8 protein-coding genes and 3 pseudogenes are annotated in these 13,606 nt (G+C 65.8%); 5 read left to right on the top strand and 6 right to left on the bottom strand.

Annotated features, from left to right (window positions below):
- The first annotated feature begins 116 nt into the window (after positions 1–116).
- Complete coding sequence (locus AC0IX7_RS01810) at positions 117–1,295, top strand: acetyl-CoA C-acyltransferase (protein WP_471810185.1); 1,179 nt, start codon at positions 117–119, stop codon at positions 1,293–1,295.
- 384 nt (positions 1,296–1,679) lie between these two features.
- Positions 1,680–2,162: a pyridoxamine 5'-phosphate oxidase family protein gene (locus AC0IX7_RS01805; RefSeq protein WP_471810183.1), complete on the top strand. Its 483-nt coding sequence runs from the start codon at positions 1,680–1,682 to the stop codon at positions 2,160–2,162.
- Positions 2,163–2,199: 37 nt separating this feature from the next.
- On the opposite strand, the pseudogene AC0IX7_RS01800 reads toward AC0IX7_RS01805, so the two are convergent.
- Positions 2,200–3,431 (bottom strand): annotated as a pseudogene (locus AC0IX7_RS01800) (polyhydroxyalkanoate depolymerase).
- A gap of 162 nt (positions 3,432–3,593) precedes the next feature.
- On the opposite strand from AC0IX7_RS01800, the gene AC0IX7_RS01795 reads away from it, so the two are divergent.
- On the top strand, positions 3,594–5,369 hold the full coding sequence (locus tag AC0IX7_RS01795; protein WP_471810181.1) for an ABC transporter transmembrane domain-containing protein: 1,776 nt from the start codon (positions 3,594–3,596) through the stop codon (positions 5,367–5,369).
- A gap of 438 nt (positions 5,370–5,807) precedes the next feature.
- Here the strand turns inward: AC0IX7_RS01795 and AC0IX7_RS01790 are convergent, their stop codons facing one another.
- On the bottom strand, positions 5,808–6,179 hold the full coding sequence (locus tag AC0IX7_RS01790) for a TfoX/Sxy family protein (RefSeq protein WP_471810179.1): 372 nt from the start codon (positions 6,177–6,179) through the stop codon (positions 5,808–5,810).
- A 110-nt stretch (positions 6,180–6,289) separates the two neighbouring features.
- On the opposite strand from AC0IX7_RS01790, the pseudogene AC0IX7_RS01785 reads away from it, so the two are divergent.
- Positions 6,290–7,446 (top strand): annotated as a pseudogene (locus tag AC0IX7_RS01785) (saccharopine dehydrogenase family protein).
- Between the two features lie 179 nt (positions 7,447–7,625).
- On the opposite strand, the gene AC0IX7_RS01780 reads toward AC0IX7_RS01785, so the two are convergent.
- Both AC0IX7_RS01780 and AC0IX7_RS01775 read right to left on the bottom strand, forming a co-directional pair.
- Entirely contained in the window at positions 7,626–7,922 is a 297-nt protein-coding gene (locus AC0IX7_RS01780) for a hypothetical protein (protein ID WP_471810177.1), read from the bottom strand.
- 49 nt (positions 7,923–7,971) lie between these two features.
- Positions 7,972–10,277, bottom strand: a pseudogene (locus tag AC0IX7_RS01775) (ribonuclease R family protein).
- 254 nt (positions 10,278–10,531) lie between these two features.
- Here AC0IX7_RS01775 and AC0IX7_RS01770 point away from each other — a divergent pair.
- A complete protein-coding gene (locus AC0IX7_RS01770; protein ID WP_471810175.1) occupies positions 10,532–10,801 on the top strand; it encodes a hypothetical protein in 270 nt (89 codons plus the stop codon).
- A 328-nt stretch (positions 10,802–11,129) separates the two neighbouring features.
- Here the strand turns inward: AC0IX7_RS01770 and AC0IX7_RS01765 are convergent, their stop codons facing one another.
- Both AC0IX7_RS01765 and argS read right to left on the bottom strand, forming a co-directional pair.
- Positions 11,130–11,861: an SPOR domain-containing protein gene (locus tag AC0IX7_RS01765; protein ID WP_471810173.1), complete on the bottom strand. Its 732-nt coding sequence runs from the start codon at positions 11,859–11,861 to the stop codon at positions 11,130–11,132.
- On the bottom strand, positions 11,861–13,585 hold the full coding sequence (gene argS, locus AC0IX7_RS01760; RefSeq protein WP_471810171.1) for an arginine--tRNA ligase: 1,725 nt from the start codon (positions 13,583–13,585) through the stop codon (positions 11,861–11,863). The genes AC0IX7_RS01765 and argS overlap by 1 nt, the downstream gene beginning before the upstream one ends.
- Positions 13,586–13,606: the final 21 nt, after the last annotated feature.

Raw genomic sequence — 13,606 nt, 5'->3', positions numbered from 1 at the left:
CGCTTGCGGGAGGGGTCGAGGAGGGTCCGAGATAGCCGCGATTGCGCCGGCTGCTTTGGCCACCCCTCCCCCAACCCCTCCCGTAACCTGAATGGGAGCAGAAAAGAGGAACACCCATGCGTTCAGCCGTCATCGTCTCCACCGCCCGCACCCCCATCGGTCGCGCCTATCGCGGCGGCTTCAACAACACCCCGGCGCCGACATTGGCGTCGCATTCGATCAAGGCCGCGGTCGAGCGTGCCGGCATCGACGGCGCCGAAGTCGACGACGTCGTCTTCGGTTGCGCGCTCCAGCAGGGCCACCAGGCCGGCAACATCGCCCGCACGTCCTTGCTGCGCGCCGGGCTCCCGGTCACCGTCTCGGGCATGTCGGTCGACCGCCAGTGCGCGTCGGGCCTGATGGCCATCGCCACCGCCGCCAAGCAGATCATCACCGACAATATGGACATCACGATCGGCGGCGGTGTCGAGAGCATCAGCCTCGTCCAGACCCCGCAGATGCGCGTCGCCCTCGATCCCCAGCTGATCGCGATGCACAAGGACGTCTACATGCCGATGCTGCAGACCGCCGAGGTCGTCGCCAAGCGCTACGGCATCAGCCGCGACGCGATGGACGCCTACGCGCTTCAGTCGCAGCAGCGCACCGCCGCCGCGCAGGCCGCAGGCTATTTCGACGCGGAGATCATCCCCGTCGACGCCAACATGGCCATCGTCAACAAGGAGACGAAGGAGGTCACGTACAAGGACGTGACCATCACCAAGGACGAGGGCAACCGGGCCGACACCACGCTGGAAGGTCTCCAGTCGCTGAAACCCGTGATGGGCCCCGACTTCACGATCACCGCCGGCAACGCCTCGCAGCTCTCCGACGGCTCGTCGTCATCGGTACTGATGGAGGAGAAGATCGCCTCGCAGCGTGGTCTCCAGCCGCTCGGTCGCTATGTCGGCATGGCGGTCGGCGGCACCGAGCCCGACGAGATGGGCATCGGGCCTGTGGTAGCGATCCCCAAGCTGCTAAAGCGCTTCGGCCTGAAGATGGACGATATCGGCCTGTGGGAACTGAACGAGGCGTTCGCGGTGCAGGTCCTGTACTGCCGCGACACGCTCGGCATTCCCGACGAGCGGCTCAACGTCAGCGGCGGCGCCATCTCGATCGGCCATCCCTACGGCATGACCGGCGCCCGCGCGACCGGCCACGCGCTGATCGAAGGAAAGCGTCGCGGCGCCAAGTATGTCGTGGTGACGATGTGCGTCGGCGGCGGCATGGGTGCAGCCGGGTTGTTCGAGGTCCTGTGACCTTGCAAGGTATCCGCCGAAGGGATATTTAGAGATCGGCGAAGGACATTCTCGCCTTTCTGGGAGCCTCGACCGTTGCAGCGGTCGGGGCTCTAATCACGTTTGGGGCTTGGCTTGCAGGCCAAACCCCGCCCGTGTGCTTATCCTCGACGTGCAACTTCGATGATCTTCACGACCAAGGTCGCGAAGGCAAAGAGCACGCCTAGTATCAGACACAGATCGGTGAGAGACATTCTCGATCCTTTCTGGTCGACAGCTGAACTGCTGCCGTCAGCACCATGACGTGCAACTCGCGCTTTCACCAAGCGACATCGTATGCACTCGCGCAACCAACCTCCGCCCCGCCCGTTCTCAGTGGCAATCCAAGCCCATAGGAGAATGACGATGGCCGACAAGGATACCCCACAGGAAGTCGCAGCGAAGTTCATCGACAAGCTGAAGGCCAGCCCGTTCGTCATGATCGGCCTGCATGATGGCCAGCATTCCGAACCGATGACCGCGCAGATCGACGACGATCAGCCCAACACGCTGTTCTTCTTCGCCGGTCGTGACAACCGCATAGCCAAGGGCGGCGCGGCGATGGCGCAGTTCGTCGGCAAGGGTCATGATTTCTTCGCCTGCATGTCCGGCGACGTCTCGACGTCGAACGACCGCACGCAGATCGACAAGCTCTGGAACAACCAGGTCGAGGCATGGTTTCCGGGCGGCAAGGAAGACCCGAACCTGACGCTGCTACGCTTCGACATCGACAGCGCCGAGCTGTGGGAAACCGACATCTCGATCGGCGGCCGCCTCAAGATGCTGTTCGGCGGTACGATCCAGTCGGACGAGTCGAGCAGCCACGCGGTGGTCAACTCGATCGCCTGATCCAATCTCGGGCAGCCCTCACGGGGCTGCCCATTTTTCACCCATTCGCGGTAATGAACTCTTCGACCACCGCGGCGATCTTGTCGCGCCAGCGCGAGCCGTTGAAGATGCCATAGTGACCGGCACCTTCCGCCATCAGATAGCGCTTCTTCTCATCGGGTAGCGCGGTCGCCAGCGTCAGCGCCGCCTTGGTCTGCCCCAGCCCAGAGATATCGTCGCGCTCGCCCTCGACCGCGAGCAGACCGATGTCGGTGATCGCCGCCGGATCCACCAGCCGCCCGCGATGCGTCATGATCCCGCGCGGCAAGGCATGGCTCTGGAACACGACGTCGATCGTCTGGAGATAGAATTCCGCGGTCATGTCACAGACCGAGCGGTATTCCTCGTAGAAATCCTGGCTCTGCGACGCGCTCGCGCCGTCGCCCTGGACGAGATGCTTATACATCTCCCAATGCGATACCATGTGGTTGCCCAGGTTCATCGACATGAACCCGGCGAGCTGCAGGAACCCCGGATACACTTTCCGCCCCGCACCAGGGTAATTGCCCGGCACCGTCGCAATCACGTTCTGCTCGAACCACGCGTGCGGCCGGTCGGTCGCCAGCGTGTTCACCGCGGTCGGCGCCTCACGCGTGTCGACCGGACCGCCCATCATCGTCAGCGTCTTCGGTCGGCACGGATTATTATCCGCACTCATAAGCGCAACGGCAGCATAGCACGGTACCGACGGTTGGCAGACGGCGAGCATGTGCGTGCCCCCTGCCCCTCGTTCGGGCCGATCTGCTCGAGGAACGCGATCAGATAATCGATGTAATCGTCGAGATCGAACCGCCCGGCCGACACCGGCACGCTGCGCGCGTCGCGCCAGTCGGTGATGTAAACGTCGGCAAACGGCAGCATCCGCTCGACCGTGCCGCGCAGCAACGTCGCATAATGCCCAGACATCGGTGCGACGATCAGCAGCTTCGGACCGCCATCGATACCTTCGCGCACGAAGCGCTTCAGCTGCCCGAATTCCTTTCGCAGCACGATTTCCTCGCGGACGGCGACCTCGCGGCCGTCGATCGTCGTCGAGTCGAGCCCGAAGGCAGGCTTTCCACGAGTCGTATTCGCGTGTGCGAACACCTCCAACGCCGATCCGATGATCGCGCCGCCGCCCAAATAGGAGAACGGGTTTGCCGGATTGTTGAGCATGTCCGCGCCGAAACTGGCCATCCTGCTGGCACCGGCCATCATCGAACGCTGGAATTCATAGGCATCGTAGAGCATGCGGTATCCTCTCACCTCATCGGGCTTTGGACGGTGGTAACGCAATTTTGCCGCAGTGCAACGCGCGATCGACCGGTGCTGTGGTCGAGGGCGATCGATTGCCGCCCTTCACGACGCCCGGTTCTCGTTGAGCGCCACCCTCGCCACTGCTAGGCCCCGCGCATGCCCAAGCCGATACCCGAAGAGAAGACGTCCCGCCGGATCGGCGATCTCGCGATGGTGTGGCGGCACGCCTCGCAATATCCCCGACAGATCGCCTTCGCGGGCCTCGCGCTGATGATGACCTCGGCGGCGACGATCGGCATTCCCTACGGGTTCAAGCGCGTGATCGACCGCGGCTTCGGCCCCGGCGCGAGCGGCTCGGTCGGCACCTCGTTCCACTATCTGCTGATGATCGTCGTCGTGCTCGCGCTGGCGACCGCGGTGCGGTTCTATTACGTCTCGTGGCTGGGCGAGCGCGTCGTCGCGGACATCCGCACGACCGTGCAGCGCCACCTCCTCCGCCTGACGCCGCGCTTCTTCGAGGAGAACCGCCCCTCCGAAATCGCCTCGCGCCTGACCTCCGACACGGCGCTGATCGAACAGGTCGTCGGCAGCACGGTGTCGATCGCGCTGCGGAACACCTTCACCGGGATCGGCGGGCTGATCTATCTGTTCGCGATCTCGCCAAAGCTCGCGGGCATGCTGATGATCGGCATTCCGCTGATCATCCTGCCGATCGCGCTGCTCGGCAAACGCGTGCGGAATTACTCGCGCACGTCGCAGGACCGCGTCGCCGATGTCGGTTCGATCGCGACCGAGACGCTCGGCGCGATGAAGGTGGTGCAGGCATTCGGCCAGGAAGACCGCGAGGCGATCCGCTTCTCGGACGCGGTGGCCGCGACGTTTGCGGCGGCGCGTGCGCGGATCCTGTTGCGCGCGGTAATGACGGCAATCGTCATCGGGCTCGTCTTCGGGTCGATCACGCTCGTGTTGTGGGAAGGCGCGATCGACGTCGCCGCCGGGCGGATCAGCGGCGGTGCGATCGCCGCGTTCGTGCTGACCGGCGGCATCGTCGCAGGCGCATTCGGCGCGCTGACCGAAGTCTATGGCGATCTGTTGCGCGGAGCCGGTGCCGCCGGGCGGCTGTCCGAGCTGCTGCGCGAAAAGCCCGAAATCGCCGCACCCGCCAACCCGGTCGCATTACCGCAGCCGCCGCGGGGCGCGCTCGCGTTCGAGAATGTGCAGTTCCATTACCCGACGCGCCGCGACGTAGCCGCGCTCAACGGCTTCTCACTCAACGTGACGCCGGGCGAGACGGTTGCCGTCGTCGGCCCCTCGGGCGCGGGCAAGACGACGTTGTTCCAGTTGGTCCAGCGCTTCTACGATCCCGACGCGGGCCGCGTGACGCTCGACGGAATCGATCTGCGTGATGCCGATCCGGCAGAGGTCCGCGCGCGGATCGCGATGGTGCCGCAGGAGACGATCATCTTCGGCGCCTCGGCCCGCGACAATTTGCGTTACGGCGACTGGTCCGCGACCGACGACCAGCTCTGGGCCGCCGCCGAAACCGCCAACGCCGCCGAGTTCCTGCGGAAACTGCCCGAGGGGCTCGACACGTTCCTCGGCGAAGGCGGCGCGCGGCTGTCGGGCGGCCAGCGCCAGCGCGTGACGATCGCCCGCGCGTTGCTGCGCGATGCGCCGATCCTGCTGCTCGACGAGGCGACGAGTGCACTCGATGCAGAAAGCGAGCGACTGGTGCAGGAAGCCCTCGAACGGCTGATGGCGAACCGCACCACGCTGGTCATCGCCCACCGCCTCGCCACCGTGCGCGCGGCGGAGCGGATCATCGTGATGAGCGATGGCCAGATCGTCGAGGAGGGCTCGCATGGGTCGTTGATGACGAACAGTGGGCTGTACGCGCGGCTGGCGAGCCTGCAGTTTAACGAGGCAGCGTAGGGCTTGAGCTAGATCGGCCATTTCGGGTCACGACAGTTCCACAATTTCTCGGCCGCCCTGGACTGGGTCGGTGATCAAGCCCGACCGACAATCACCTCCCCGGCGGAGGCCGGGGTTCCACCATTCCTCCCCTCCCTGGAAGGGAGGGGTTGGGGTGGGTCGGCTCGCTTGTGCCGCTAACGTTACCCGATGCGGAAACCTACCCACTCCCGGCCCCTCCCTTCCAGGGAGGGGAGAAGCAGTCGTGCTCTCAGGCTCCCGCGTTGAGCAGATCGCGGCGTGGCTGTCGGCAGTTGTTCGGCACTATGCCCTTTATGCCCTTTCTTGTTCTCCCGCGAAGGCGGTAGCCCAGTCTGGATCCCCGCCTTGGCGGGAAACAATCTTGGGTGTTCGACCGAGATAGCGGTCGAACCAGTCCGGGATGACGGCGCTATTGGGCTATAATGACCGGCAACCGCTGAACATCGATCCGCCTAGACCTTCTTCGCCTTCGGCTTTCGGTTTCGGCAGCGGCAATTCCGCGGTCGAGATGCGGACGAGGTCGGCTAGCCAATCTGCGTCGTCCCAACGGTCGGCGTCGACCAGCAGGCACGGTTTCGCCCCTGGATAGGGCGACGCCTCGTCGATCGCGCCCGCAAACGCGCGACCGCCTACGGTCGGTTTCACGAACAACTGGTCGTCGCAGATCATCGCGACCATCCGGCCATCGCAATAGAGTCCGTATTCGCCGAACATAGGCTTTGCGGAGACATCCCCTGCCGCGGCGAGCTGGTCGACGATAAACGCGACGGTTTTGCGATCGGATGCCATCCGCCAATGCTGGCAGATCGGTCCGCAGATGGCGAGTCCTGGCCCATATTGGCGTTTCGCTTGCGACGACGCGCCCGCGCGCGCAAAACTCGGCAAAACAGGAGACGGATATGCGTGACTTCGACATCGTCATCTACGGCGCGACCAGGTTCACCGGTCGGCTGGTCGCCGAATATCTCGTCCAGACCTACCCGACCGGCGTCCGCTGGGCGATGGCCGGCCGCTCGCTGACGAAGCTCCAGGAGGTCCGCGATCTGATCGGTGCGCCCGCCGACACGCCGCTGATCACCGCCGACTCCGACACCCCCGCCAGCCTTCGCGCGATGGCGGAGCGGGCCACCGTCGTCATTTCCACGGTCGGACCATACCAGCTTTACGGCTCTGACCTCGTCGCCGCCTGCGCCGCGACCGGCACGGGTTATGTCGACCTGTGCGGCGAGCCGGCTTGGATGCGCCACATGATCGACGCGCACGAAGGCGAAGCGACGCGCACCGGCGCCCGGATCGTGTTCTCGTGCGGGTTCGACTCGATCCCCTTCGATCTCGGCGTGCTGACGTTACAGGACGCCGCGAAGGCCAACACGGCATCCCAGCGCCCCGCGTGAAAGGCCGCGTGCGCAAAATGCAGGGCACGTTCTCGGGCGGCACCGCGGCCAGCCTCAAGGCGACACTCGCCGCCGCCGCCCGCGATCCGGGCATCGTCAAGCTGCTGACCAGCCCGTTTGCGCTGACGCCGGGTTTCAGCGGACCGCACCAGCCGACCGGGCTGATCCCCGAATACGACACGACCATCTCCGCGTGGGTAGCACCCTTCGTGATGGCGCCGATCAACACCAAGAACGTCCACCGCACCAATTTCCTGCTTGGCGAGGCCTATGGCGCGGACTTCGTCTATGACGAGATGATGGTCGCCGGGCTCGGCGATCTCGGCAAGGTGGCGGCCGAGGCGATCGCGAAGTTCAACCCGTTCTCGGGCGACAAAGGGCCGAAGCCCGGCGAGGGACCATCGAAGGAGGAACGCGACGCCGGCCATTACGATCTGCTGTTCGCAGGTCTGATGCCCGACGGCGAGCGGATCGATGCGGTCGTCACGGGCGATCGCGATCCAGGCTATGGCTCGACCAGCAAAATGATCGCCGAGGCGGGGCTGTGCCTCGTGCAGGACGTCGAGGGCGACGGCGGGATCTGGACGCCGGGCGCGCTGATGGGCACGAAACTGCGCGATCGGTTGGTGGCAAAGGCGGGGCTGAGCTTTACGGTCGGGTAATGTGACGGGGTGTTGCGTCTACTGCTTACCGGCTCACTCCGTCACCCCGGACCTGTTCCGGGGGCCACCGATCAGCAAACTCGTCGGCGGCAGAGTAGGCGGAACGGTGCATGCCGGAACAAGCCCGGCATGACGAATACCGGGCAATTCTGATCAACGCCCCCGTCACCCCTCCCCGGTCACTCAGCCAGCGCGAACACCGTGGCCGCGGCGGCTGCACTGGCGACCACGCCCGACGTCGCCGCAATCGCCGCGGCCCGCCTGCGCACGGCACCGCGAAACGCGCCGAGCCTGCCTGCGTCGAGATGATAGCGCCCCGCGCCGTCTTCGACGATCGCGCCATAGCCGCACAGGCGTCGAAACGTACGCTGGTCAGCCGGTTCATATGCGATCGCGCGCGCAGCCGTCGTCGCCTTCGCTGCGACGAAATCATTGACGATCCGCCGCCGCGACCGGCCTAGACCTAATCTCCACATACCAGTCTCCCCGCTCAGACGTCGCATAACGCGGGGGTTTGCGCAAATCCTAACGCCGCTTGCCCTGATGCCGGATGTTCGCCGGGCGTCCGCGCCGCTTGATCTCTCGCGCCGGCTTGCGTCCGCCGCGCATCGGGGCGCAGCGCCTTTCCCCTCGGGCATCTCGAAGCGCAACGCCCCCGATACCGGGTTCGCCTCCGCCAGCCGCAGCTCCAGCGTCTGGCCTTGCGCGAAGACGTCGCCGCTATGCTCGCCGGTCAGCGTCCGCGCACCCTCGTCGAAGCGGAAATACTCGCCGCCCAGGTCGCGCACCGGCATCAGGCCATCGCCGCCGATCCCCTCGACCGTCGCGAAGAAACCGAAGTTCGTCACGCCGGTGATCCGCACGTCCATAACCTGGCCGACGCGCTCCGACAGGAACGCCGCGACATAGCGATCGGTGGTGTCGCGCTCCGCCTCCATCGCCCGGCGTTCGAGCCGGCTGATGATCTCGCCAACCGACTCCATGTTGGCCGCGTCGTCCGCCGGCAGCCCGCCCTCGCCGAGCTCATAGGCGGACACCAGCGAGCGGTGGACGAGCAGATCGGCATAACGCCGGATCGGCGACGTGAAGTGCGCGTAACTGCCGAGGCTCAGCCCGAAATGCCCATGATTGCCGGGCGCGTAATAGGCCTGGGTCTGCGTACGAAGGATCTGCTCCATCACCTGTGGCCGAAAATCGGCATCGCCGATCCGCTCGATGATATGGTTGAAGGTCGCCGGACGCACGACCTGCCCCAGCGCGAACGGCACGTCGAACGTCTCGAGATACTCCTTCAGCGCCATCAACTTCTCGCGGCTGGGCGGCTCGTGGATCCGGTACATGACCGGCGCCTTCTTCGCCTCCAGCGCCTTGGCGGCGGCGACGTTGGCGGCGATCATATAGTCCTCGATCAGCCGGTGGGCATCGAGCCGTTCGCGCGGCGATACCGACATGATCCGACCCTTCTCGTCGAGCACGACACGACGTTCGGGCAGATCGAGGTCGAGCGGCGCACGCGCATCACGCGCCTTGGCGAGCGCATGCCAGCACGCCCAGAGTGGCTGCAACACGGCCAGCATATCTCCCTCCCGTCTTCGGGAGGGGTCGGGAGGGGCTTCCTGACTCACGGTAGAATCGAGTGCGGCACCGCCCTCCCGACCCCTCCCGCAAAGCGGGAGGGGAGGAAGAGTCGATGATCGCCTGCGCCTCCTCATACGCCAGGTTCGCCGCGATGCGCACGACCGCCCGCGTAAACCGCCACGACTTCAGCGACCCATCCTTGCCGATCCGCAAATGACACGCGAGTGCCGCCCGGTCCGCGCCCTCGTTCAGCGAGCACACCTCGGCCGACAGGATCTCGGGCAGCATCGGCACGACCCGGTCGGGGAAATACACCGAGTTCCCGCGCCGCCGCGCCTCGCGGTCGACCTCGGACTTCGGCCGCACATAGAAACTCACATCGGCGATCGCGACAATCGCCTTCCACCCGCCAGCGTTGGAGGGATCGTCATCGGCCTCCGCCCACACCGCATCGTCATGATCCCGCGCATCCTCGGGATCGATCGCGACGATGGGCAGATCGCGCAGATCCTCGCGGCCCTCTCCCAGTGGCAACTTCGAAACCCGCTCAGCCTCGTCGAGCGCCTCCTGCGAAAACACGTCCGGGATCCCGAGCTTGTGGATCGCGATCAGCGAGAAGCTGCGCGCCGCAAACGGATCGCCCAGCTTCGACACGACGCGCGCGGCAATCTTCGGCGGCTTTCCCGCGAGTTCCGCCAGCACGAGATCGCCCGGTGCCGCGCCGCCCGCATCAGCCACCGCAAACTCGCGCCGCTCACGCTTGTCGACGCCGGTCAGCCACAGCCGCCCACCATCCTCGCGCAACACGCCAAGCACCTGTTCGGAGGCAGGGGCGAGCACCTTCATCGGATGCGCGATCCAGCCGTTCCCCGCCTCCTCGGTCCGCGCAAGGATCCGCTCGCCGACCTCCAGCGCACCCCGCTTGCGCTCGCGTACGCGCAAACGCGGCGGCGGCACGCCTTCCGCTTCCAGCGCTCGGGCACCGCCCAGACATTGCCGCCATCGTCGACGTCCGCGATCCGCAGCACCGTCACCTTCGGGATGCCGCCCATCTTGTGGAACGCGCGACCGGGGGCGCTGTCGATCAGCCCCTCGTCGGCCATGTCCTTGAGCAGCGCCTTCAGCCCGATCTTGTCCTGCGCGCTGAGCCCGAAGCCCTTGGCGATCTCGCGCTTGCCCGCGGGCACGTCGGAATTGGCGATGAAGTCGAGGATGTGCTCGCGCGTGGGAAGACCGGCTTTTGGTTTGTACATGGCACAAAGATAAGGACGCCGACCCGTTCCGTCACCCCGGAACCGCTCCGCGATTCCGCCGTAGCGCGCCCGGCGCTGGAACGACGCGCGATTGGGCAAGAGCGACTGCGTATCATCGAACCGGTACGCCGGGCTGCTGACGCGCACCACACCGATAGACCATACTTTCGAGCAATCGGTACGCAATCTCGCTTTAACGCTTGCAACACACCCAGATAGGCATAGTCTGTTGAAAACAGCATAGGAGAGAGATCATGGCAATGTCCCTGAAGCTCGAAGCGGACCCCGAGGACAAGAACCTCGTCATCCTGCAGAGCCTTATCTGCCTGCTGCGCGAGAAGAACGTGCTATCGCGCGCGGATATCGAGGAGCTGTGTGACAAGGTCCAGGCGCGGGTAGTCAATCATGACAGCGATCCGCTGCCCTGCCAGATGGAAGGCGCACGTGCCGCAGCAACCGAAGTCGCGCAGATCGGCGACTATATCGGGCGTAAATACGGCGGGAAGCACCGTCGTTCGCTGTAACGCAGCAGACCGATCGACAACGACGCGGGGATAGCCACGCGGCGCCAACTGGCCGCCAGCGATCTCATCGATCCCCGGTGCAGGTAAAGATTTCCCCGTGGGGGCGACCGGACGGACACAGCGGGTCTTCGAATCGGCTGGCGAGTGTCGATCGGTCGGGCATCGTCAGTTATGCGGCCGTCACGTAGACATGCGGTTGATGCCCGGTGATCTCTGCCACCCGTCCGTTAAAAGCTCGACCGCTCCCCGCGAACGCGCAGGGTCCAAAGCTCACTCGCTACGTGGCCCGGCCCCCGCCCCCGCCCTCGCGGGCGACTTAGGTGGTCAATCAGCCAGCGACTTTAGCTCGCAACGAAGCACGTCTCGCCCGCCACGCGCAACCGACCGCAGATATCCGCCGCCTGGTTCGCGCTGCCCGCATTGACGCGCAGCCGGTACAGCGTGCGCCCCCCGTCGCGACCGGCTGGACCGACTTGCCCAGCGCCGCGATATAGGCGAACCGCTTCGAGAAATTCGTCCATGCCGCGTTGGCGACCGCCTCGCTCGGATAGGCGCCGAGCTGGACCAGCGAGCCACCCGTCGCCGCGTTCGCGGTGCCCGAGCGTGACGGCGCCATCGGTGCGGCGGCGACCAGACGGCCGCTCGAGGCCGGCACCTGTGCGACGGCGTTGCGACCTGCCACGTCGGAGGTCTTGGGCGCCACCGCACGCTTGCCGTCGACCGGCGCTTCCGGCACGCCGCGCAGGTCGATCGCGCCACTGCCCGACTTGCCCGCGCTCGTCGCGATGGCCGAGTCGCCCTCGCCCTTGACCTTCAGACCGCCGGCATCGTCAGGCTTGACCTTATAGTCGCCCTCTTGCGCGGCGATCAGCTGGCCGTCGCCCGTGGGTGTGCGCTGTTGCAGCTTGTAGATGCCGAAGATGATCGCTGCGAGCACCGCCAAGCCGAGTACGACCAGCGCGATCACGCGGCCGATGCCAACCGTGTCCTGCTCGTCCGGCTCGACGGTTTCGAGCCAAGGGAGCCGGTCTTCCTCGCGCAGATCCATGTCGTCGGCCATCACTTCATCTCCGAAACCGCTTCGACACCCATGATGGCGAGGCCATTATGAATAATCTGCCCTATAGCGGACGCCAAGAAAAGCCGTGCGGCCGTCGCCTGCGGATCCTCGATCACAAGGAAGCGGCGATCGGGACGGTCGTTGCCGACATTCCACAGCGCATGGAAGGCCGCCGCCAAGTCATAGAGATAGAACGCGATTCTATGCGGCTCGCGCGCCGTGGAGGCAATCTCGACAAGCCGTGGAAACTGCGCCGCGAGCTGCACGAGCGCAAGTTCGTCCGTATCAAGCCGGGACAAATCGGCCGCAATCGGCGTAATTCCCGCCTCTTCCGCGCGCCGATGGAGCGATGCGATGCGGGCGTGTGCGTACTGGACGTAGAAAACCGGGTTGTCCTTCGACGCCTCGACCACCTTGGCGAAGTCGAAATCCATCTGCGCGTCCGACCGCCGCGTCAGCATCGTGAAGCGGACGACGTCCTTGCCGACTTCGCGCACGACGTCGGCGAGCGTGACGAAATTGCCCGAGCGCTTCGACATCTTGACCGGCTCGCCGTTGCGCAGCAGCCGGACCATCTGGACGAGCTTCACGTCGAACCGCGTCTTGCCGCCGGTCAGCGCCGCCACCGCCGCGACGATCCGCTTCACGGTGCCGCCATGATCCGCGCCCCAGATGTCGATCAGCTGGTCGGCGCTCTGGCTCTTCTGGAAATGATAGGCGAGATCGGCGCCGAAATAGGTCCACGATCCGTTCGACTTCTTGATCGGGCGATCCTGGTCGTCGCCGAACTGCGTCGAGCGGAACAGCGGCAGCTCGACCGGCTCCCAATCGTCGGGCGTCTCGCCCTTCGGCGCTTCGAGCACACCGTCATAGACGAGATCGCGCGACCGCAGCTCCGCCTCAGCCGCTTCGGGCTTCTTTGCGGCCTGCAGTTCGGCCTCGGACGAGAACACCTCGTGCTCGATCCCAAGCAGCGCGAGATCGGCGCGGATCACCACCATCATCGCCGCGACCGCCTGCGTGCGGAAGACGGCGAGCCATTCGCTCTCGGGCGCGCCGACGTAGCGGCCGCCGAACTCCTTCGCGAGCGACTGGCCGACGGGGACGAGATAGTCGCCGGGATACAGGCCCTCGGGGATCTCGACGGTCTCGCCGAGCGCCTCGCGGTAGCGCAGGTGGACCGAGCGCGCGAGCACGTCGACCTGGCCGCCCGCGTCGTTGACGTAATATTCGCGGATCACCCGGTGCCCGGCGAATTCGAGCAGGCTGGCCAGTGCATCGCCGACCACCGCACCCCGGCAATGCCCCATGTGCATCGGTCCGGTCGGGTTGGCCGAGACATACTCGATGTTGACGGTGATCCCCGCGCCTTGCGTCGACCGGCCGTAATCGGCGCCTGCCTCGGGGATCGCCGCGAGTTCGGCGCGCCACGCGTCGTCGGTCAGCTTCATGTTGATGAAGCCCGGCCCGGCGACGCTCGCCGACGCGACGTCCTCGAGCTTCGACAGCTCGGCGACCAGCGCATCGGCCAGCACGCGCGGATTGGTCTTGGCGGGCTTGGCCAGCACCATCGCGGCGTTGGTCGCGAGATCGCCGTGGCTCGTGTCGCGCGGCGGCTCGACCGTCACGTTCTTGCGGTCGAGCCCCGTCGGCAGCGTCCCCGCCGCGGTCAGCGTGTCGAGCGCCGCATCGATATGCGCGGCGAAACGGGCGTAGAGCGTCATGGCAATTCCGGTATCACAAGG

It is taken from the genome of Sphingomonas sp. AC411 (genome assembly GCF_979253035.1).
The sequence above is the reverse complement of the archived record's forward strand: the minus strand, read 5'-3'. Positions and strand labels throughout refer to the sequence as shown.